16 protein-coding genes are annotated in these 23,324 nt (G+C 34.8%); 4 read left to right on the forward strand and 12 right to left on the reverse strand.

Annotation, left to right across the window (positions count from 1 at the left end; translation table 11 throughout):
- Positions 1-259: 259 nt before the first annotated feature.
- Together B0I03_RS01635 and B0I03_RS01640 are read left to right on the forward strand one after the other, a co-directional pair.
- Entirely contained in the window at positions 260-5,830 is a 5,571-nt protein-coding gene (locus B0I03_RS01635) for a T9SS type B sorting domain-containing protein (protein WP_111565736.1), read from the forward strand.
- Between the two features lie 11 nt (positions 5,831-5,841).
- Complete coding sequence (locus B0I03_RS01640; RefSeq protein WP_181452316.1) at positions 5,842-6,720, forward strand: PorP/SprF family type IX secretion system membrane protein; 879 nt, start codon at positions 5,842-5,844, stop codon at positions 6,718-6,720.
- Between the two features lie 63 nt (positions 6,721-6,783).
- Here B0I03_RS01640 and ribB read toward each other — a convergent pair whose 3' ends face one another.
- Genes ribB through tpx form a run of 6 tightly spaced genes read right to left on the reverse strand, consistent with a single transcriptional unit; the run spans position 6,784 to position 13,459 of the window.
- Positions 6,784-7,917, reverse strand: coding sequence for a 3,4-dihydroxy-2-butanone-4-phosphate synthase (gene ribB, locus B0I03_RS01645; protein WP_111565738.1), 1,134 nt, complete (start codon positions 7,915-7,917; stop codon positions 6,784-6,786).
- 4 nt (positions 7,918-7,921) lie between these two features.
- Positions 7,922-9,370, reverse strand: coding sequence for an LptF/LptG family permease (locus B0I03_RS01650; protein WP_111565739.1), 1,449 nt, complete (start codon positions 9,368-9,370; stop codon positions 7,922-7,924).
- 10 nt (positions 9,371-9,380) lie between these two features.
- On the reverse strand, positions 9,381-10,025 hold the full coding sequence (locus B0I03_RS01655; protein ID WP_245902905.1) for a LolA family protein: 645 nt from the start codon (positions 10,023-10,025) through the stop codon (positions 9,381-9,383).
- Between the two features lie 7 nt (positions 10,026-10,032).
- Positions 10,033-12,552 (reverse strand): DNA translocase FtsK, encoded by a 2,520-nt coding sequence (locus B0I03_RS01660; RefSeq protein WP_111565741.1) that lies wholly within the window; start codon positions 12,550-12,552, stop codon positions 10,033-10,035.
- A 33-nt stretch (positions 12,553-12,585) separates the two neighbouring features.
- The gene (locus B0I03_RS01665; protein ID WP_111565742.1) at positions 12,586-12,960 is read right to left on the reverse strand and encodes a diacylglycerol kinase; all 375 of its coding nucleotides are present in this window, start codon (positions 12,958-12,960) and stop codon (positions 12,586-12,588) included.
- Position 12,961: 1 nt separating this feature from the next.
- Positions 12,962-13,459, reverse strand: a complete 498-nt coding sequence (gene tpx, locus B0I03_RS01670; protein ID WP_111565743.1) for a thiol peroxidase — start codon at positions 13,457-13,459, stop codon at positions 12,962-12,964.
- Between the two features lie 148 nt (positions 13,460-13,607).
- Here tpx and B0I03_RS01675 point away from each other — a divergent pair, with 148 nt between their 5' ends.
- Complete coding sequence (locus tag B0I03_RS01675) at positions 13,608-14,177, forward strand: fasciclin domain-containing protein (RefSeq protein WP_111565744.1); 570 nt, start codon at positions 13,608-13,610, stop codon at positions 14,175-14,177.
- A 67-nt stretch (positions 14,178-14,244) separates the two neighbouring features.
- On the opposite strand, the gene B0I03_RS01680 is transcribed toward B0I03_RS01675, so the two are convergent.
- From B0I03_RS01680 to B0I03_RS01700, 5 genes are read right to left on the reverse strand one after another with little or no spacing between them, the layout of a single operon-like run.
- The gene (locus B0I03_RS01680; protein ID WP_111565745.1) at positions 14,245-14,883 is read right to left on the reverse strand and encodes an alpha/beta hydrolase; all 639 of its coding nucleotides are present in this window, start codon (positions 14,881-14,883) and stop codon (positions 14,245-14,247) included.
- Positions 14,884-14,914: 31 nt separating this feature from the next.
- Positions 14,915-15,241 carry a DUF4870 domain-containing protein gene (locus B0I03_RS01685; RefSeq protein ID WP_111565746.1) on the reverse strand — a complete coding sequence of 109 codons (327 nt, stop codon included), beginning with the start codon at positions 15,239-15,241 and terminating at the stop codon, positions 14,915-14,917.
- A 5-nt stretch (positions 15,242-15,246) separates the two neighbouring features.
- A complete protein-coding gene (locus B0I03_RS01690; protein ID WP_111565954.1) occupies positions 15,247-16,506 on the reverse strand; it encodes a dihydroorotase in 1,260 nt (419 codons plus the stop codon).
- Positions 16,503-18,428 (reverse strand): vWA domain-containing protein, encoded by a 1,926-nt coding sequence (locus B0I03_RS01695; protein WP_111565747.1) that lies wholly within the window; start codon positions 18,426-18,428, stop codon positions 16,503-16,505. The genes B0I03_RS01690 and B0I03_RS01695 overlap by 4 nt, the downstream gene beginning before the upstream one ends.
- Before the next feature lie 57 nt (positions 18,429-18,485).
- Positions 18,486-19,832: a DEAD/DEAH box helicase gene (locus B0I03_RS01700; protein ID WP_111565955.1), complete on the reverse strand. Its 1,347-nt coding sequence runs from the start codon at positions 19,830-19,832 to the stop codon at positions 18,486-18,488.
- A gap of 280 nt (positions 19,833-20,112) precedes the next feature.
- Between B0I03_RS01700 and B0I03_RS01705 the strand changes: the two genes are divergently transcribed.
- Complete coding sequence (locus B0I03_RS01705) at positions 20,113-21,903, forward strand: hypothetical protein (protein WP_111565748.1); 1,791 nt, start codon at positions 20,113-20,115, stop codon at positions 21,901-21,903.
- Here the strand turns inward: B0I03_RS01705 and hemN are convergent, their stop codons facing one another.
- Positions 21,904-23,268 (reverse strand): oxygen-independent coproporphyrinogen III oxidase, encoded by a 1,365-nt coding sequence (gene hemN / locus B0I03_RS01710; RefSeq protein ID WP_111565749.1) that lies wholly within the window; start codon positions 23,266-23,268, stop codon positions 21,904-21,906. It abuts the gene before it with no gap.
- Positions 23,269-23,324 lie beyond the last annotated feature (56 nt).

Raw genomic sequence — 23,324 nt, forward strand, 5'->3', positions numbered from 1 at the left:
TACATTAATATGATAAATTATTTTAGTTATTTTTAATTATTCTTAAAATAATTGAATAAATTTGAAAAAAAATTAAGACTACCCCCCAAATATATCTTAAAATTAATCTGCTGTTTGTTGATTGAACGTCCTTTATGGACTAATTTGTAACCAATTAAACATTCATAAATATGTATTTAATGCAGATTATTAGTAGATTTCATGTGTTTTAAAATTGTAGGTTATTACTGAAAAATACAAACAATTTTAAAACAAGCTTATGAAAACAAAATTATTTAAATTAAGAACAAAATTAATATTTAGCTTATTGCTAATTTCTTTATTTGGGTTTTCACAAACAACTTACGATTTTACAACACCAGCTGTATTAACAAATACAGGTACTTGGATTACTCAGGCCGATATTACTATTGGCGGAGTTGCTTATCGATTAACATCGGGAGGTAATGGAGGATTTACTAATCAAGCTACTGGCGGTGTTTCTAATAGTAATTGTTTAAGAAAAGATGGAGCAGGTGGAGATTCTTTTTCTCTTCAGCGATTAGACGGACAACCTTTTCAATTTTATGGTATTTGGGTTAATCATGAAAGTATGAATTCTTATTCCGCTTTTTATACATTACCACCTTGGTACACCTTAACTGCGAGCACGTTTCAGTATCAAGATATGACACCGATGACTCCAGGAACGGCATGGAATAATTACACATCCTCATCAATTCCAATTAGTTCAGGTGCTGGGGGGATAACAGTTACTTCTGTATCGATTTTTTTTCCTGCAATTTTACATTATGCAATTGACAACATTGTTGTAGGTCCAGTAGCAGCACCATCACTTAGTGCTACCACTTCTTCTACAAATGTTTCATGTAATGGAGGTTCAAATGGAACCGCTACTGTTGTAGCAAGTGGAGGAACTTCACCTTATGCTTACAGTTGGTCTCCTAGTGGAGGAACTGCAGCAACAGCAACTGGATTATCAGCAGGTGTATATACTTGTACGATTACTGATAACGTAGGTGCTTCAATAACTAGAAATTTTACTATAACACAACCAACAGCTCTATCACTTACACCGGCATCGCAAACTAATATTGCATGTAATGGAGGTTCAACAGGTGCTGCTTCTGTAAATGTAGCTACTGGCGGAGCAGGAGGTTATACTTACAACTGGACACCAGGAAACCCTACAGGAGATGGCACAACATCAGTTACAGGATTAACAGCAGGTACATGGACTTGTACAGTTACTGATGCTAATGGATGTACACGCTCGCAAAACTTTACTATTACACAACCTACTGCATTGTCTTTGACGCCTTCTTCACAAACAAATATTGCTTGTAATGGAGGAACTACAGGTGCAGCATCAGTAAATGTTGCCACAGGCGGAGCTGGAGGATACACTTATAACTGGACACCAGGAAATCCTACGGGAGATGGCACAACGTCGGTTACAGGATTAACAGCAGGTACTTGGACTTGTACTGTTACGGATGCAAATGGATGTACTACATCTAGAAATTTTACAGTAACACAGCCAACTGCCTTAGCATTGACACCTTCTTCTCAAACAAATGTAGCTTGTAATGGTGGTGCTAACGGTGCAGCATCAGTAAATGTAGCTACAGGTGGAGCAGGAGGATATACTTATAATTGGACACCAGGCAATCCTTTAGGAGATGGTACGACCTCGGTTACAGGATTAACAGCAGGTACATGGACTTGTACCGTTACGGATGCAAATGGATGTACTACATCTAGAAATTTTACCATAACGCAACCAACTGCTTTATCGCTTACAGCAGCTTCACAAACAAATGTAGCTTGTAATGGTGGTGCTAACGGTGCAGCATCAGTAAATGTGGCTACAGGTGGAGCTGGGGGGTATACTTACAATTGGACACCAGGTAATCCTACAGGCGATGGCACAACCTCGGTTACAGGATTAACAGCAGGTACATGGACTTGTACCGTTACGGATGCAAATGGATGTACTAGTTCAGTTAATTTTACTGTAACCCAGCCAACTGCCTTAGCATTGACACCTTCATCGCAAACTAATATTGCATGTAATGGAGGTTCAACAGGTGCAGCTTCAGTAAATGTGGCAACAGGTGGAGCAGGAGGTTATACTTATAATTGGACGCCAGGCAATCCTACAGGGGATGGCACAACGTCAGTTACAGGATTAACAGCAGGTACTTGGACTTGTACTGTTACCGATGCAAATGGATGTACTAGTTCAGTTAATTTTACTGTAACCCAGCCAACCGCTTTATCACTTACACCGGCATCACAAACCAATATTGCTTGTAATGGAGGTTCAACAGGTGCAGCTTCAGTAAATGCGGCAACAGGTGGAGCAGGAGGTTATACTTATAATTGGACGCCAGGCAATCCTACAGGGGATGGCACAACGTCAGTTACAGGATTAACAGCAGGTACTTGGACTTGTACTGTTACCGATGTAAATGGATGTACTAGTTCAGTAAATTTTACTGTTACTCAACCAACGGCTATGTCAGCTACGACATCTCAAACTAGTGTTTCATGTAACGGAGGTTCTAACGGAAGTGCTACTGTTTCGGTAACAGGAGGTGCAGGAGGATATACTTATAGTTGGTCCCCGAGTGGAGGTACTGGAGCAACGGCTTCAGGTTTAGCAGTAGGAACTTATACAGTTACCATAACAGATGCTAACAGTTGTCAAATTACTAGAAATTTTACCATTACACAGCCAACAGCTATGTCAGCTACGACATCTCAAACTAATGTTTCATGTAACGGAGGTTCAAATGGTACTGCTACTGTCTCGGTTTCAGGAGGTGCTGGAGGTTATACTTACAGTTGGTCACCAAGTGGAGGTACTGCAGCTACAGCTACAGGTTTAGCAGTAGGAACTTATACAGTTACCATAACAGATGCTAACAGTTGTCAAATAACTAGAAGTTTTACTATTACTCAACCTACAGCTTTAGTAGCAAGTGCATCAGCACAAACGAATGTTTCATGTAATGGAGGTTCAAATGGAAGTGCTACTGTTGCGGTTACAGGTGGAGCTGGAGGTTATACTTATAGTTGGTCACCAAGTGGAGGAACTGCAGCTACAGCGACAGGTTTATCAGCAGGAACTTATACTGTTACTGTAACCGATGCAAATAGTTGTGTAACGACACAATCTTTTACAATAACTCAACCAACTGCTCTTTCAGCTTCTACATCTCAAACTAACGTTTCATGTAATGGAGGTTCAAACGGAACTGCTACAGTTGTAGCAACAGGAGGAGTAGGATCTTATACTTACAGTTGGGCACCATCAGGTGGTACAGGAGCAACAGCTTCAGGTTTAGTAGCGGGTACTTATACTGTTACAATTACAGATGCTAATTCGTGTCAAATTACAAGAACATTTACCATTACACAACCACCAGTATTAGTTGCAAATGCATCAGCACAAACCAACGTTTCTTGTAATGGCGGATCTAATGGTAGTGCTACCGTTGGAGTAGTAGGAGGAACACCAGGATATACTTATTCTTGGGCACCAAGCGGTGGTACGGCAGCAACGGCTTCAGGATTATCTGTAGGTACTTACATCGTTACCGTTACCGATGCTAATGGATGTTCGGCTACACAAAGTTTTACAATTACACAACCTACAGCTTTAATAGCGAGTGCTTCTTCACAAAGCAATGTATCTTGTAATGGAGGTTCTAATGGAACAGCTACTGTTGCAGTAACTGGAGGAACAGGAGCTTACACTTATTCTTGGGCACCAAGCGGCGGTACTGCAGCTACGGCTACAGGATTAGCTGCGGGAACTTACACTGTTACTGTTACCGATGCTAATGCATGTATGGCTACACAAAGTTTTACAATTACACAACCTACAGCATTAGTAGCAAGTGCTTCAGCTCAAACCAATGTTTCTTGTAATGGAGGTTTCAATGGAAGTGCAACAGTTACAGTAACAGGAGGTACAGGCTCTTATACTTATTTATGGGCACCATCAGGGGGTACGGCTGCAACAGCTTCAGGATTAGTGGCAGGTTCTTATACGGTTACTGTTACTGATGCCAATGGATGTATGGCAACTCAGTCGTTTACAATTACACAACCAACAGTATTAGTTGCAAGTGCATCAGCACAAACCAATGTTTCTTGTAATGGTGGTTCAAACGGAAGTGCTACTGTTGCCGTAACTGGAGGAGCTGGAGGATATACTTATAGTTGGTTACCAACAGGAGGCACGGCTGCAACGGCTACAGGTTTAGCAGCAGGTACTTATACAGTTACTGTTACAGATGCCAACGGATGTACAGCATCGCAATCGTTTACGATTACACAACCTACGGTTTTAGATGGTACTACATTTAAAACAGACGTTTCTTGTAATGGAGGTTCAAATGGTACTGCTACAGTTTCAATAACAGGTGGTACAGGTCCTTATACTTACAGCTGGTTACCAAGTGGAGGAACAAATGCTACGGCTACAGGTTTAGTAGCAGGTACTTATTCAGTGACAGTAACAGATTCTAATGGTTGTCAAATTACTAGAACAGTTGTTGTAGCAGAGCCTACGGTTTTAGCTGTTGCTTCTACAAATCAAACCGATGTTTCTTGTGTTGGTTCATCAGACGGTCAAGCTGCCGTAGTAATATCAGGAGGTACAGCGCCTTATACTTACAGTTGGTCGCCAACAGGAGGTACAGCTGCAACAGCATCTGGTTTAATTGCAGGAACTTATACAGTTACTGTAATTGATGCAAATGGTTGTTCTTTAAATCAAACTTTTACAATAGGAACTGTATTAGATGTTACTAATCCAACTATTGTTGCTCCAGCAGATGTAAATGTTACTGCAAATACGGGTTGTAGTGCTACAGGTGTAGTTCTTGGAGTTCCAGTAGTTAGTGATAACTGTTTGGTGGCTTCATTTTCTTCAAATGCTCCATCTTCATTCCCAGTTGGAACTACGGTTGTGACATGGACGGTTGTAGATGGTTTAGGAAATACAGCTACTGCTACACAGAATGTTGTGGTACAAGATGTAACTCCTCCAACAGTTACTGTACAAAATATTACAATTGCTTTAGACAATACAGGTGTAACAACTATTACTTCTTCAATGGTTGATAATGGTTCTACAGATAATTGTGCAATTGCTAGTATTACAGTTTCACAAGATACGTTTGATTGTAGTAATGAAGGAGCGAATGTAATTGTTGTTACTGTTACAGATATTCATGGAAATAGTGCTACTTCAAATGTTACTGTTACTATTACAAATGCATTTGCTGATACCGATTCTGATGGTGTTAAAGACAATTGTGATGATGACGATGATAATGATGGTGTTTTAGACACTAACGATAACTGTCAATTTGTTCAAAATGCTGGTCAAGAAGATAATGATTCAGATGGTTTAGGTGATATTTGTGATGATGATGATGATAACGATGGTGTTTTAGACACTAATGATAATTGTCAATTTACGTATAATCCTGGTCAAGAAGATATTGATAATGATGGTATGGGTGACGTTTGTGATTTAATAGAGATTAATGTTTCACAAGCTTTTACACCTAATGGAGACGGTATTAATGATACTTGGTTAATTATCAATATTGAAAATCATCCAAATTCTTTTGTACGTGTATTTAATCGTTGGGGTGATGAGGTATTTAGCAAACGAAATTATCAAAGCGATTGGGATGGAACCAATAGAGGTAAAGATTTACCTGAAGCCGGTTCTTATTATTATCAAATTGATTTAGATGGTAATGGTTCTGTAGATCATGATGGATGGATTTATATCACGCGTTAATGAAAGATTATATGAAAAAAATAATTAGTACAATAGTATTTTTAGTGGTAACAATTACTGCTAATGCACAGCAAGAAAGTTTGTTTAGTTTTTACAGGAATCATATGAACTTAGTAAATCCTGCTTATGCAGGAGCAGAAGATGAAACTCTTATAAATAGTTCGTATAGAAAACAATGGGCAGGAATAGAGGAAGCTCCTGAGACTCAGGCTTTGTCTTTTGGAACGTCACTTGGAAAATCAATTGGTATAGGTGTTTCTATGGTTCATGACAAGACTTTTATAGAAAAACAGACTTTTCTTGGGATTGATTTTTCGTATAAATTAGATCTTAACGAAACTCATAAATTGTATATGGGATTAAAAGTAGGTGGAAATTTTTATGATGTAAACACATCAGGGTTACAAACCTATAATGTTATGACCGACCCTGCTTTGGAGTCTATAAATAATTTTAATCCAAATGTTGGTTTAGGGTTTTATTTAAAGCATGATGCTTATTATGTTTCATTGTCTAGTCCTCGAATATTAAATACAGAGAGAGCAGATGAGGTTAACGGTTTTGCTTCTACAGCTACAGATAGACCTCATATTTATTTGAGTTCTGGTTATAACTACATCATAAATGAAAAATTTGATTTTATTCCATCATTTATGTTACGTTATGTAAATGGAGCTCCTTTAAATGCAGATATTACAGCTTCTTTTGAGTATGATAAAACTGTTAATTTAGGTGTTGCATATAGAACAAGTAATGTAATTTCAGGATTATTTTCTATTGTAGCTAGTAAACGATTAACATTAGGGTATGCTTATGAAAGCGCTTTAGAAAGTGACTTAAAAGGCAGAGCTAATGGAACACATGAATTTATATTAAAATTCAAAATCTAGTTTAGAATTAAGTTAAAAAAAATCCCCTTAGAAAATCTGAGGGGATTTTTGTTTTATAAGAAATTAATAATTTACATAATCTGTAATTTCTAAGCCGTAGCCTATCATTCCTACACGTTTAGTAGGAGCGGTGCTATTGGATAGTAATTCGATTTTGGTAATGTCTAAATCGTGAAGGATTTGTGCTCCGATTCCGAAATCTTTGGTGTCCATTTTAATTTGTGGGGCACGCATTTCGCCTTGACTTTGTAAAACTTTTAATTCGGCAATACGATCTAATAATTCTAGAGATTTAACTTCTTGATTAATAAATACAATTGCACCTTTTTCAGCTTCGTTTATTTTACGGAAAACACTGTCAAGTTTTTTATCGTTATCGCTTGTAAGTGTTCCTAAAATATCGTTATTAACTTGTGTTGTATTAATACGAGTTAAAACAGGTTCTCCAGCATTCCAAGTCCCTTTTGTTATAGCAATGTGCACTTGTTTGTTTGTAGTTTGTAAATAAGCGCGCATTCTAAATGTTCCAAAACGTGTTTCAATATCAAAATCTTCTTTCTTTTGAATTAGGCTATCATGTTGCATTCTGTATGCCACTAAATCTTCAATTGAAACCAATTTTAAATCGAATTTTTTAGCTACTTCTACCAATTGAGGTAAGCGAGCCATAGAACCGTCTTCGTTCATGATTTCTACGATAACACCTGCGGGTTTGAAACCTGCTAAACGAGCAAAATCAATAGCAGCTTCTGTGTGACCTGTTCTTCTTAAAACGCCTCCTTGTTTGGCAATTAATGGGAAAATATGTCCAGGACGTGCTAAATCATATGGTTTGGTTTCAGGGTCTATTAGGGCTTGAATGGTTAAAGCTCTATCAGAAGCTGAAATTCCAGTAGAAACTCCTTTTCCTTTTAAGTCAACCGAAACGGTAAAAGCGGTTTCCATGTGATCCGTATTATTACGAACCATGGCATGAAGATCTAATTCTTTACAACGCGATTCGGTTAAAGGCGCACAAATTAATCCTCTTCCGTGTGTTGCCATGAAATTAATCATTTCTGGTGTTACCTTTTCGGCAGCAGCTAAGAAGTCACCTTCGTTTTCTCTATCTTCATCGTCAACTACTATGATTACTTTTCCTTGGCGGATGTCTTCAATAGCTTCTTCAATTGTGTTTAGTTGTATGTTATTTGACATGGTGTTAGTTGTTGTCGTCTTTATTTTGGGTTATTTTATTAAAAAGTTTTTTAAATGGGTCGGTTATCCAATCAAAATTAATCATGATACCAATATCATTTGTAGCACGATAGGTTAGAATAATAGCAAATGGAGTCATTAATATTGATGCCATCCAAGCCCCTAAAAAAGGAGGGATTTCATCTTGTTGGGCCACTTTTCGTCCAAACGTATTAATGAAATGGAAGGTTATGAAAATTAAAACTGCGAATACAATTGGTAACCCTAATCCTCCTTTTCGGATAATCGCACCTAATGGCGCTCCAATGAAAAACATTAACAAACAAGAATAAGCGATTACGAATTTTTCATGTATAGCTAACCAGTGATTGTTGATGTTTTTTGATTTATTTTCTAAATCTGATTTATTGGCCGATATACCAAATTCGGTGCTAATTACATTACTTTTAGCAATTTCTATAATTTGTTTTTGTTCTTCAGTAGTAAATAATGAAATTAAATTCTCGTTATTCTTCTTTGATGATGATGTATTTGTTGTAGAATGTTTTTTGAAAATATTATCATTTCTGGCAACTAAATTTTTAGAATATGAAATAGCATCTTTATTATAATTTCTTTGTAAAGAGTCTAGAGTAACTTTCAATTCAGGAACGGTAAGCATTTTTTCAGAAGTAATGTTTCCGTCATCAATTTCTGCTTGATTTAATTTGGTTAAATCGATATTGATTACATATTTTTCAAAACTACTTTTTGCAAATGGTAAGCGTTTGCGCTCTTCATAGTCTTTTGGATGAATATCTTCATAATAATAGCCATCGTATAATTCTAATTGTAAGTAATTTGAATCGTCTTCACTAGTTAAAACACCTCTTTTGGCTTTTATAATGGTATTTGCACCCAATCCCATGTTACTGTTTTTAACGTGCATGGTAACACCTTCTAAAAATTCGCCATTATCGCCTGACTTTTTATCTACTTTAATATTTGATGTTCCAATGGTATTAAACTGCCCCTCCGCAATAGCCATAGCTGGTTTTTGCTGTACAATTGTTTTTCTAAGATTGATAAATTTATATTGTGCATCTGGAATAACATTATTGGCAAAAAAGAACGATACAAAAGCTAAAATTCCAATTGTAATGGTTAGCATTTTCATAGCGCGTTGCAATGAAATACCTGATGATTTCATAGCTGCAAATTCATAGTTTTCCGCAAAACTACCAAAGGTCATTATGGAAGCTAATAAAACCGAAAGCGGTAAAACTAACGGAACAATAGTAGGAGCGTAGAAGGATAGAAATTTAAGAATGGTAAAAAAGTCCAAATCTTTACCCGCTAGTTCGGCAATGAAAAGCCAAATTCCCTGTAAAACGAATATAAAAAACAAGATTACAAATACCGAAGTAAATGTAATCATGAAAGATTTAATAATGTATTTATCTAATATTTTCACCCGAACGAAATTAGTCTAATTTATTGATGTAATAATTAGGATATTTTGATTTGGTAAAGGTAAAATGATTTTTCGATAATGGCTGATTTGTTTTAAAAGAATTAACAGTTAAAGTGGTTTTTGTTCCATTTTTGCCCACTTCAATTACGGTGTAGATGTGTTTTGTTTGAACATCTATACCTACAAGGATTTCTTTGCGTTGATCTTTGCTGCTATTAGGTGTTAATTTTACATATTGAATTTTTCTTCCTTTAACGTTTTGAAGAATATCCCAAGCATATTTGTAACCCGTATTAAAGAAGGTTAACATTTTGTTTGGGGTAATCGCATTTTCATCTTTAGGATCAAAATTAGCTACTGTAATTTCTTCATCTTCAGGAACAACAGTGTACACTTTTTTACCATCGAAAATTTTAGTTACTCCCATAAAGTTAAGGTTGTACAAATTCCCTTGAAGCGCCACATTTCCTTTGCTTTCTTGATTGATGTTTTCTTTTGGATTGTTTAAAGAATATTTAAAGTCAATCACGATATTATTGTACGATTTTACTTTGGCAGACACTTCATCTAATAGCTCTTTTGCTTTTTTAGCATCTTGAGCTTGAAGTGAAAAACCAATTAGTAATGCAATTGCAACTTGTAAAAAACGTTTCATTTTGATATTAATTTTGTTCATTATTTAAAAAGTGTTCCAAAGCAACTAAATCCGGAATTAAAACGGAACGGGCTTTACTTCCTTCAAAAGGTCCTACAATACCAGCAGCCTCTAATTGGTCAATTAAACGACCCGCTCTATTGTAACCTAATTTCAATTTTCTTTGAATTAAAGAGGCACTTCCTTGTTGTGCAGTTACAATTACTTCTGCTGCTTCTCTAAACAAAGAATCTCTTTCGGATATGTCTATATCAAGTTTTATGCCACTTTCTTCACCTACATACTCAGGAAGTAAATAGGCTTCAGGATATGCTTTTTGTGCTCCAATGAAATCACAAATCTTATCTACTTCTGGAGTATCAACAAACGCACATTGTACTCTGACGATTTCGTTTCCTTGTGTATATAGTAAATCGCCTCGTCCAATTAATTGGTCTGCTCCACCTGAATCTAAAATGGTTCTCGAATCAATTTTAGAAGTTACTCTAAACGCAATTCGAGCTGGGAAATTCGCTTTAATCATCCCAGTAATTACATTTACCGATGGACGTTGCGTAGCAATAATCAAGTGGATTCCAATAGCACGAGCTAACTGAGCTAAACGAGCAATAGGTGTTTCTACTTCTTTGCCAGCTGTCATAATTAAATCGGCAAACTCGTCCACTACTAATACGATATAAGGTAAAAAGCGGTGTCCATTTTCGGGATTTAATTTGCGGTTTCTGAATTTCTCGTTGTATTCTTTGATGTTACGAACCATCGCATCTTTTAATAAAGAATAACGGTTGTCCATTTCAATACACAACGAATTTAACGTGTTTATTACTTTCGTATTATCAGTAATAATAGCATCGCCACCATCAGGAAGTTTTGCTAAATAATGACGTTCAATTTTATTGAATAATGTTAATTCTACTTTCTTTGGGTCAACCAAAACAAACTTAACTTCTGCAGGATGTTTTTTGTACAATAACGAAGTTAACACAGCATTCAATCCTACCGATTTTCCTTGTCCTGTAGCACCTGCCATCAATAAGTGAGGCATTTTGGCTAAATCTACTACAAAGGTTTCATTAGAAATGGTTTTTCCTAATGCGATGGGTAATTCCATTTCGGCAGTTTGAAATTTCGGTGAAGCAATTACACTTTTCATCGAAACCATTGTTGGATTGTTGTTTGGAACTTCAATACCAATGGTTCCTTTTCCTGGAATTGGAGCAATAATACGAATTCCTAAAGCCGCTAACGACAATGCAATATCGTCTTCTAAGTTTTTGATTTTTGAGATACGAATTCCCGCTTCTGGAACAATTTCGTATAAAGTAACTGTCGGTCCAACAGTCGCTTTAATTTGCGAAATTCCGATGCTGTAATTCTTTAAGGTATCAACAATTTTATTTTTGTTTTCTTCTAATTCGGCTTGGTTAATGGTAATTCCGCCAGAAGAATATTCTTTTAATAAATCGATAGGAGGGAATTGATAGTTGGATAATTCTAATGTTGGGTCGAATAATCCAAAATCTTGAACCAATTTAGCGGCTAAGTTTTCTTCAACGATTTCCTCTTCTTCTACTTTTTCAATAACAAAAGCATCTTCGTTAACGAAATCTTCTTTCGGAATGCTCCTGTCTTCGATTGAGAAATTTGTTACTTCTGGAGTTTCAACTTTTGGTTTTGGGTCTAAAGTTAATTCCGATGCTGAAGCAATTGTTGGTTTTAAAGCTTCTTTGTTGATTTCGAAGTTAGAAGGATAGGTTTTCAATTCGAAATTACCCATTTCTTCTTCGTCTTCAGTTAAAATAAAATCATCTTTTGAACTGCTCGGAGTTGTTATTGGTAAATCGGTATTGATTTCTTCTTGGATGTCTTCGTTTGCTTCTTCTGTTACTGGAACTATTGTTTTCGCGACAGCAATATCTTCGTTTAGTTCTGCTTGTGGTTTTTCAAAAACTTTAGTAAAACTTTCAGGCGAAATCTTAATTTTGAAAACTAAGAATAATACAATCCCGAATAAAAGCACCAATAATGTTCCTGTTTTTCCGATGTAATCTTGTATATACAGATTCATTTCATATCCAACAGTTCCTCCTAATTGTGGAATGTATTCCCAGAAAAAACCTAAGATTATTGAAACAAAAATGATGAGATAAAAATCCCAGAAAAAACTTCGTTTTAATTTAGTTAAAGCCATGTCTAAAACTAGGTAAGCTCCCACTAAAAATAAGATTCTAACAAAAATAAATGAAGCTACTCCAAAACCTTTATAAAGAAAAAAGTCGGCTAAAAAAGCTCCAAATTTCCCTAACCAGTTTTCTGCTTTAGCACCTCTATTGGCTAATTCAGATACAATATTCTGATCGTTATTTCCTGTTATGAAGTAAGAAATAAAGGAAAGTAATAAAGCTATTGAAAAGAAAATCAATAAAATACCGAAAATAAATTTCTGCTGACGACTTAAACGCCAAGAGAATTTTTCTTTGGTTTCAGTAGGAGAATTTACGGAATCTTTACTTGTTTTTTTGGCCATGTAAACGGATCAATTTTTACAAAAGTAGCTAAATTAAAACAAATATGGAAAATAAATAATGCATCCGACAGCAATAGCAGTTAAGGCTGCAAAAAATACGGCTCCAGCAGCAATATCTTTAATAAAACCAATACGTTCATGAAAATCGGGATGTACGAAATCGGCAATTTTTTCAACTGCTGTGTTTAAACCTTCAATTCCTAATACCAATCCAAATACTAGAATTTGCATCATCCATTCGTAACGGTTGATTCCAAAATAAAATCCAGCAAATGTCATAAGTACAGCCAATGAAGACTGTACCATGACACTATGTTCTGTTGTGATTAATTTGATTGCTCCCTTTAAAGCAAATCCCATACTTTTTAATCGACCTGTAAAAAGGGTTTCGTCTTTTTCGAATTTCATATTATAATACCGCTAAAGCAGCTTCGTAATTTGGCTCGTCAGCAATTTCTTTTACTTGTTCTGTGTGAAGAATTGTTCCGTTTTCATCTAAAACAATTACGACACGTGAATGTAATCCTGCTAAAGGACCATCCGTGATTTCTAAACCGTAGTTTTTTCCAAAACCTCCGTCTTTAAAATCAGATAAGTTAATTACGTTTTCTAATCCTTCAGCGCCACAAAAACGTTTTTGAGCAAAAGGTAAATCTCTAGAAATACATAATACTTTAGTATTGGCTAAAGCACTTGCTTTTTCATTAAATTTTCTAACAGAAGCAGCACAAGTTCCTGTATCAATACTTGGGAAAATGTTTAAAACTACTTTCGAACCAGCGAAATCAGCCAAAGTAGCTGTGCCTAAATCTGTTTTTACCATATTAAAGTCAGTAGCTTTTGAACCTACTGCTGGCAATTCGCCATTTGTGTGAATTGGATTTCCTCCTAATGTAATTGATGCCATAGCTTTTAATTTTTTTTGAATAACAAAAGTAAAGAATAATTGGTTAAAGTAGAACTTATACTTTGCTTAAGATTAATTTTTTTTAGTTTTTTAAAACCAAGATTTTATTTTCAGCGTAAATGCAATTATAAAACTTAAAAATTATAATATGAAAACGAACCAATTTTTTGCTACTGCAATTGTAGCTTTCGGATTATTAGTAGGTACAAACTCTTTTGCTCAAATGAAAGAGAAAACGGTTGAAGTAGGAGGTGCTCCAATGTATCCAAGTAAAAATATTGTAGAAAATGCAGTTAATTCTAAAGACCATACTACTTTAGTAGCTGCAGTTAAAGCTGCTGGATTAGTTGATGTATTAATGTCAGAAGGACCATTCACCGTTTTTGCCCCAACAAATGCTGCGTTTGCTAAATTACCTGCTGGAACTGTTGAAACATTATTAAAGCCAGAAAATTTAAAATTATTGCAAACTATTTTGACTTATCATGTTGTAGCAGGAAAAATGAATGCTAAAGATATTGATGCTGCTATTAAAAAAGGAAACGGAAAAGCTACATTGAAAACAGTAAGCGGTGGCACGTTAACGGCTTGGATGAAAGGTAAAGACTTATATATTACTGACGAAAATGGAAATAGTGCGAAAGTTACTATTGCAGATGTAAACCAAAAAAATGGAGTCATTCACGTAGTGGATACTGTGGTAACTCCAAAATCATAATTCTCATAATGTTTAGTTTAGTTTGTTAAACAAAAAGCTCTGAATGTAAGTTCAGAGCTTTTTTATTTTATCGTTGCAACCAATTCTTAAAATCAAAGAAATTCTGAGGCGCAACCCCATGTCCAACAGGATATTCATGGTATTCTACTTCTAAACCTAAATTTTCTAATGCTGGTTTTGCTTTTCTTGCCCAATCCACCGGAATTACTTGGTCAACTGAACCATGAGAAACAAAGAATTTTAAATGCGAAATGGATTTCGTATCGATAACTTCCGGCATGATTTCTTGATTGAAATAACCGCTTAGAGCCACTACTTTAGCAACTTTTTCAGGATAGGTTAGGGCAGTAGCATAACTTAAAATGGCACCTTGACTAAAGCCAATCAAAGTTACATTTTTTGTATCGATAGGATATTGTTTTACGATTTCGTCAATAAAACCTGCAATTAACTCAACCGATTGTTTGGCTTGAACATTATCTGAAAATTTATTTTCGTCTGCATCAAAGTGAATGGCGTACCAAGCGTGACCGTAAGGTTGCAAATCATAAGGGGCACGAACTGAAATTACGTAACTATCATTTGGTAATTCGGTAGCAAAAGAAAATAAATCTTCTTCGTTGCTTCCATAACCGTGTAATAATAGTAATAATGGATTTTTATCGTGTTTAACTTTTGGTTCTTGAATTAAGTAGTGTAAGTTCATTTTAATGGAAAAGGTTAAAGCGTTTAGAAGGTTAAAAGGATTTGAAAACTTTTTGATATAGTTCTCCCAAAAAAGGAACTATTTTCATTTCGCCATTCAAACAATTTATAAAACCATAAATCCATAGTATGAAAATAAATATCCAAAATGAAGCAGAAACCATCCAATTATCAAAATAACCAACGGGATATCCTAATAAAAAGAAGGTTAAGAAAATACCTAATGCTTGTCTAATATGAAAACTAGCAAATTCACTACGATTTTCATCTTGGTTCATAAATATTGCAATTATAGATCCTACAATAGTTAAATAGCTTACAATTGCTGTTTGTTTTCCGTTATTTATTTGTTCTTTCATATCAATTAATTGTTAATGACTAATTGCCCATTGTTGTAAATTCCAATAGCTTTTCCTTTCATTTTTTGTCCTAAGAAAGCCGAATTTTTAGATTTTGATAAGATGTTTTCTTTTCCAAATATCCAATTATCTTCTGTACTGAAAAGCGAAATATCAGCTTTGTTATTAATTGCTATTGATGGATTTTCTGTACTGAAAACCAGTTTATTAGTATTTAGTTTTTGAACTACAACTTCAAGTGGTAAAATGGTTAATAAAGCTCCAAAAGCACTTTCTAAACCAATTGTTCCGTCCTTGGCTAAATCAAATTCTAATTTCTTATGTTCGATATCTAACGGATTATGGTCTGAAGTGATGCAATCGATTGTTCCATCTAAAACGGCTTCTACTAAAGCTTTTCTCGTAGCTTCTTCGCGTAATGGAGGCAATACTTTATATCTCGTGTCAAATCCCATTAACATTTCGTCGTTTAAGACTAAATTATGAACGGCAACACTACAAGTTACTTGTAAACCTTTTGTTTTTGCTTCTTTGATTAATTTGATGCTTCCTTGAGTTGAAATCGTTGGAATGTGTAATTTTCCGCCTGTATATTCTAATAAAAATAAGTTACGTGCGACTTGCAATTCTTCAGCTAAAGCTGGAATTCCTTTCATTCCTAATTTTGTACTTACTGAGCCTTCATTTGCAATTCCAATTCCTTTTAAAGTGCTATCTTGACAAAAAGCAATTAGCATGCCGTCAAAATCTTGAACGTATTGCAAAGCAATTTTTTGAAGGTTAGCATTTTGTAAGGCTTTTTTATAATCTCCAAAAGCAATAGCTCCGGCGTTTTTCATGTCGAATAATTCCGCTAAATCTGTGCCTTCGCTTCCTTTGGTTAAGGCTCCGATTGGATATAAAGTTGTTGCTTGATTTCTAGCTCTGTCTAATACAAATCGTACTTGCGCTTGATTATCGATGATTGGATTTGAGTTCGGTTGTAAAGCTACCGCTGTAAATCCGCTTTTGGCTGCGACTTTTAGTCCGTTTTCTATGGTTTCGCGGTCTTCATAGCCTGGTTCTCCAAAAGATACCGAGCTGTCCATCCAGCCTTTAGAAACGTGTAAATTAGGAATATTTACTACTTCAAAACCGGAAGTAGTTGCAATTTCTTTTTCTATTTGAGTTATCGTGCCGTTTTCAATTTTAATGTCCATCACTTGGTTGTGAAACGGACTTGAAGCGTCGATAATTTTGGCTTGTTTTAGAATAACTTGCGTCATTTTACAAATTTTTGGATTAGTAGTTCTGTTATTAAAAATAGTAGTGTTGCGATGATAAACCATTTCCAAATTTCGTTGCTTGTGCGCTCAGAAGCAATGTCATTTAGAACGGTGGATATGTTGTTTACTTTCGTGAAATTCTCAAAATTAGCAGTCGAAACTTGAGTTAAATCGCTTTCCGTTCTTGGATAGTTAAAGCTGATTTTCTTTAACGAATTGTTGGTTTTGATAACATCAAAATTTCCGGCTTCTTCTGGATAATCGCCAAATGACAGTTTACATTTGGTATTCAAAATTTGCTGCATTGGAATGAAACTATAGCCATCTTTTTGAACAGAAACCACTTCGTCTTTGGCTAAAATAGTTTCTAAAATCAGGTTTTCGTTTTCTCCGATGGTGTAAGCGTTAATTCCTGTTTTGCCTTGATTTTGTCCCATGTTGTAAAAGGTTGGAACAATCAATGGTGCATTCTGAAAATTACTATTTTGCTTGTTTATCGGAGCCGAAAAAGCGTAAAATGTTCCCAATCGATTCGTAGTCGAACCTACAAAAACTGAATTGTCTTCGTATTGTAGAATATTAGTGATTCCTGATAACGTGAAACTTTCTTTTACATTTGGATATTGGAAATTGCTTACTTTTTTCTCAAAAACGGTTTGATATAACGGATGATTAAAGTTGATTTTCGTAATTTGTTTTCCAGAAGTGGAAAGTTGGGAATAATTGAATCCTCCAAAGTTTTTTGCGAAAGCATTTATTAAAGAAGGTGTGTTTTTCGCATTCGGAATTAAAACAATATTACCACCTTTTTCGTAAAATGATTTTAAAGTCGTTCCTAAAGCAACTGGTAAATCTTCTAATTCGTTCAACACAATCGCATCTTGATTTTCGATTTGATTATAATCTAAAGTAGCTAATTCCGTGCTTTGGAAATTGAATTCATCAGCCGTGAAAATGCGACTTAAGAAATTGTTTTTATCTGAATTTCCAATAGCAATTATATTTGCTTTTTCTGGTTTTGAAATGCTCAAATAGTAATCGTTGTCGTAGCTTAAGCTGTTATCTTCGATACTGATGTTTCCGTGGAAATCGTTTTTTGGAATAGTGATTGCAATTTCTGTCTTTTGATTTTCAAATTTTGCGATGGTTTTTGCTATTGCTTTGTTGTTACTGAAAACAGAAAGTGGCACTTCATTTTCGGTTTCTCCAAAAGCTTGAAGCGTGATTTTCAATTCGTAAAACTGATCCAAAACTTGTGAAATAGCAACTTTATCAATGCTGATGTTGGTTTTGTTTTGCGCTTCGGGTTGGATGAAATACACGATATTGTTTTCCGCTAAATCTAATGCTTTTTTACTTTCTGATTGAATCGCATCGGTAATGATAACGTAGTCTTTTTTGGTGTTTTTCTTTTTGGTTTCGACCTGATTAATCAAGTAATCCAACTGAAACGGCATCGCCGAATACTTTAAATTCTGCAATTCTTTTTGAATGGATTTGATATCGGTGTCCCAAAAAACTTCTGAATTTGTAAGTAAGGAAAATTGTTGGTTTTCGGGTAATTCTTCTAATAAATCTTGAATGCTTCGTTTTAGTAATTCGCCTTTTGCACCTTTGGCTTGCATGGAGAACGAGTTGTCTAATAAAATGATGAGTTCGTTTCCTTTGTTTGTGGTGTCTTTAGCGTCAAAAAAAGGTTGAGCAAAGGCTAAAATCAAACATGCTAACAACAATAGTCGAGTAGCTAACAACAGCCACTTTTTGATTTTAGAACTTTTTTGGGTTTGAATTTGAAGTTCTTTTAGGAGTTTTACGTTAGTAAAATATTCTTTTTTAAAACGACGTAATTGAAATAAATGCACCAAAATTGGTATAACCAACAGAAAAAGAAAGTAGAGAATTTCTGGATGTTTGAACTGCATTTATAATTAGAATTTGTCAAAAGTACGAAAATAGAATTGATAATTAATAATTGACAATTATCTTTTCTTTTTCTTCTCCGCACGTTTTCTTTCAACCGCTCGGTTTCTGGATTCTGTTTTTCTTGGAGTACGTTTTCCTGGACCTCCTAAGTTGACTTTAGTGTTTTTTTCTTTTTTCTTGTGAAATGCTTCGCCACCTTCTTTTTTAGGGGTTTTTAGTAAGAACTTCATTTTCTTCTTTTCCTTTTCGAAGTCTAAATAGCGTTCTTCTATTTTTAAATCTTCTGGAATAGGAAGTTCTTTGATTTCGGTATTCATTAATAATTCTACCTCAATTTTTGGTTCTACTTCACTTGGAGAAATCAAACTTATAGCAACACCTGTTTTATCAGCACGACCCGTTCTACCGATACGATGCATGTATTTTTCTGGTTCTTCGGTGAATTGTAAGTTGATAACGTGTGTAATATCCGAAATATCCAAACCACGCGCCATGATATCCGTAGTAACCAAACCTCTTAATTCGCCCGCCTGAAAAGCTGCCATCGTATTCAAACGATAATTTTGTGATTTGTTTGAGTGAATCACACCAAATTGCTCAGGAAATTCACTTTCTAAAGTTTCGGAAACCAATTCAACTATACGTTTGTTGTTTACGAAAATCAACACACGGTCCATTCCTTCTGTTTCTCGAACCAAATGTTTCAATAGGTTCAATTTGGTCAAGAAATTTGGAACTTGGTATACAATTTGTTCGATTTGTTCTAACGGAGTTCCGCTTTGAGCCAAAGATACTTCTTCTGGAAATTCAAAATATTCATCTAACATCGCATCTACTTCTTCGGTCATAGTTGCCGAGAATAAGATGTTTTGTTTTTTGCCACGCATCATCGATAAAATTGAAGTCAATTGGGCACGGAACCCTAAGTTTAGAATTTCGTCAAATTCGTCAATTACCAATTTTTGTAATTCATCGAAACGTAAAACACCATCTAAACCTAAATCCATTACACGACCAGGAGTTCCGATCAAAATATCTACACCTTCGGCTAATGCTTTTCGTTGTGTATTGATGTTAACACCACCATAAATTCCAAGTGTTCGCACACTCATGTATTTGGTTAGTTTTTCAACTTCTTCTGCTACTTGCACAACTAATTCACGCGTTGGAACTAAAATAACAACTCTTGGCGATTCGTTATTTTGAAATTTCCATTGTTTTAAAATGGGTAATAAATAAGCAAAGGTTTTTCCAGTTCCTGTTTGTGCAATTCCCATCATGTCTCTTCCTGAAAGAATTACAGAATGCGATTTTTCTTGAATAGGTGTAGCGTGAACAAAACCTAATTCGTCTAATGCTTTTTGTAGTGATTTTGGTAAATCGAATTCTTGGAACGTTTTCATATGTTTGAATTGTATTTTTATAGGTAACATATGTTATCGCCTTTTTCAAATATGTGTTTGCTTGAGCAAACTTGTGTTAGTGGCGATTTCATAATGTAAATAAAATTGTTTGCAAAGGTACATAAACTTTTTGGAATGTTATTTGTGCCTTGTGGCGAGAATAAAGTTATTGTATTTACTTCTTTTATTAGTACTTTCGATTTTTAAACAATAATTTCGCCTAAGTTTAGTTTTTACTCCAGCTATGAAATTGAAACTTTTTCTTTTTTTATGTATTTGCATGATTTCCTGGAAAGGGAAGGCGCAAACCGTAGATAAAAAAGCCGATAGTATTTCAATTTATAAGGATATTAATGATTTATCCAAAAGAGGTAAGTTTTCCCGATTTGTTTACAAATTAATTTTTAGAGAATCGGCTCTTAAAGTAGAGAATTTGATTCCTTCTAATCCTAAAAAAGAGGTGAAAGTGGTAAAAAAATATCAAGAAGGGAAAATTATTCGAAACATTACAATTGAAACGTTAGATCCTTTTGGATTTTCGGTTACAAATGAAAAGAAAGTTCCAAAGCGTAAATTGGAGAAGTATGGTAATTCGGTTCATATTAAAACCAAGGAAGTAACGATTCGGAATATTATGCTTTTTAAAAAGAACGATAAATTAGATACTAAGTTATTGTTAGAATCCGAACGTTTGATAAGAAGTCAGCGTTATATTCGTGAGGTTACGATTGTTCCTGTTGATATTCCAAAAAATAAAGATTCTATCGATATTAAAATTAGAGTTTTAGATTCCTGGACTTTAATTCCAACAGGAAGTTTATCCTCCTCTGAAAGTAGTGCCAAGTTAACCGAACGTAATATTTTAGGTTTTGGTCATTTGATAAGCGGTAATATTAAAAACCGTTTTGATACTAAAGAAAGAGCGGTTTATGCTCAGTATTCTATCAATAATATTAAGAATACTTATTTTCGTTTTGATTTGGATTATGCGAATGAATTCAATAATGATAGTAAGCGAAGTGTAAATATCAATCGACCATTTTACTCTGTAATCGCTAAAAATGCTGGAGGTTTTTATTTTGAAAATCGAATGAGAACGGAGCAATTTCCAGTTTTGGATACGATTTCATTACAAAAAGTATCTTATGATTTTCAGGAATATTGGTATGGTAGAGCGTTTAAAATCAATTCAAAATCAAATCCAGAACGCTATTTTACGAATATGATTTTGGCTTTAACCTATAATCAAAAAGTTTTTGGAAGAATGCCAGAAGCCACTTTAGATCCTTCGAATTATTTTTCAAATGAAAAGAATTGGATTGGAATGATTGGGGTTTCTAGACAAAAATTCTATCAAGATACGTTTGTTTTCAATTATAAAATTACGGAGGATATTCCGTACGGAGAAAATATTGCGTTAATCATTGGTCATCAAGAAAAAAATAGTAATTCTCGAATGTATACAGGTTTGAGTGTTTCCTACGGAAAAAAGTGTTCGTTTGGTTATGCCAGCGGTTTTGCAGAATGGGGAAGTTTTTACGATGCAGGTTTTACAGAGCAAACTACTTTCAAGTTGGGCTTCAATTATTTTAGTCCGTTAATCAATTTAGGCAATTGGCGTTTTAGACAGTTTGTAAAACCTACCTATGTTTGGGGAAATAATAGAGATGAATCGTTTAAAGATCGATTGACTTTACTTGATGAAGATGGCTTGCCAGGGTTTAATAATCGATTAATCGGAACACAAAAATGGTCAATGTCCTTTCAAACACAATCGTACATTCCCGGAAGTTGGTATGGTTTCCGATTTAGTCCATATTTTAACATGACATTTGGTTCTTTGGCTAATGAAAAAGCACTATTCAATAGTAAAGTATATTCAAAATTTAGTATTGGAGCGCAAATTAATAATGACTTTTTAGTATTTAATAGTTTTCAAATTTCGTTTTCGTATTATCCAACAATACCTTTTGAAGGTGATGGAATTAATAAATTTAACTCTTTTGAAAATACGAATTTAACGCTTTATGATTTCCAATTGTCTAAACCAGGGTATATTAGATATGATTAGTTAAATCGTCATTGAAAACAGCTTAGTTTCTGGAGCTTTTCTGATTAATCTTAAATCGAATGCCATGCAAATATTACGAACGAAAGGTTTCCCTTTTTCGGTTACAGTAATCGTGTCATCTTGAATGGTTAGAAAACCATCTTCTTGCATTTCTTCTAAACTTGCTAAAACTGATGGTAGTTCAGGAAAATCTAAGGCTTCATCTTTCCACGAAGTGGTAAATTGACACATCAAATTCAAAATATGTCTTCTGATAATTAAATCTTCTGGCGTTAAAACGTGACCTCTGAAAAGAGGTAATTGATTATCGGCTAAATGCGTGTAATAATCTTCGATTGTTTTTTCATTTTGAGCAAAACTGTACCAACTATCGCTAATTGAAGAAACGCCTAATCCAATCATTAATTGCGTTTTTGAAGCCGTGTAGCCCATGAAATTACGATGTAATTTTCCGTCTTTAAATGAAGTAAACATGCTGTCATTTTCTAATGCAAAATGATCCATTCCAATTTCGTGGTAACCGTTTTCTGCTAGTTGTTTTTTGCCTTCTTCATACAACATGCGTTTTTCATCATCTTTTGGCAAATCATCGTCTTTAAAACCGCGTTGACCATTACCTTTAATCCATGGCACGTGAGCATAGCTGTAAAATGCTAATCTATCAGGTTGTAATGATTTGGTTTTGTCTATTGTATCTTTCACATCGGCTAATGTTTGAAAAGGTAATCCGAAAATTAAATCATGTCCAACAGAAGTATAGCCAATTTCTTTTGCCCAAAACGTCACTTTAGCGACGCTATGAAAAGGTTGAATACGGTGAATAGCTTCTTGTACTTTTGGTGAATAGTCTTGCACTCCAAAACTCACACGTCTAAATCCTAAATTATATAAGGTTTGTAAATGGTGTCGAGTTGTGTTGTTTGGATGCCCTTCAAAACTAAATTCGTGTTCTTCTGCTTTTGTTGCATATTGAAAAATGCCGTTCATCAAGCGTTCTAAATTTTCAGGCGAAAAGAACGTTGGAGTTCCGCCACCTAAATGAATTTCTTTAATGATGGGTTTTCTTGGAAATAAATCGCAATACAATTTCCATTCTTTAATTACGGCTGTAATGTAAGGATCTTCAACCTCATGACGTTTTGTAATTCGCTTGTTGCAACCACAAAAAGTACACAAACTTTCGCAAAATGGTAAGTGAATGTATAAACTAATACCTTCCGAAGCATTTGATTCTTTGAAAGATTGTAAAAGTGTTCGTTTCCAATCTTCTAAATGGAATTTTTCCTCTTCCCAATAAGGAACAGTTGGATAACTAGTATAGCGAGGTCCGGGAACGTTATATTTTTGTACAATTGAGACTGACATAGCAATAGATTTTTAGCACAGTACAAACTTAAAGCGCTTCTGAAAAATAAAAAATG

It is taken from the genome of Flavobacterium aquaticum (assembly GCF_003259835.1).
GTDB lineage: Bacteria > Bacteroidota > Bacteroidia > Flavobacteriales > Flavobacteriaceae > Flavobacterium > Flavobacterium aquaticum.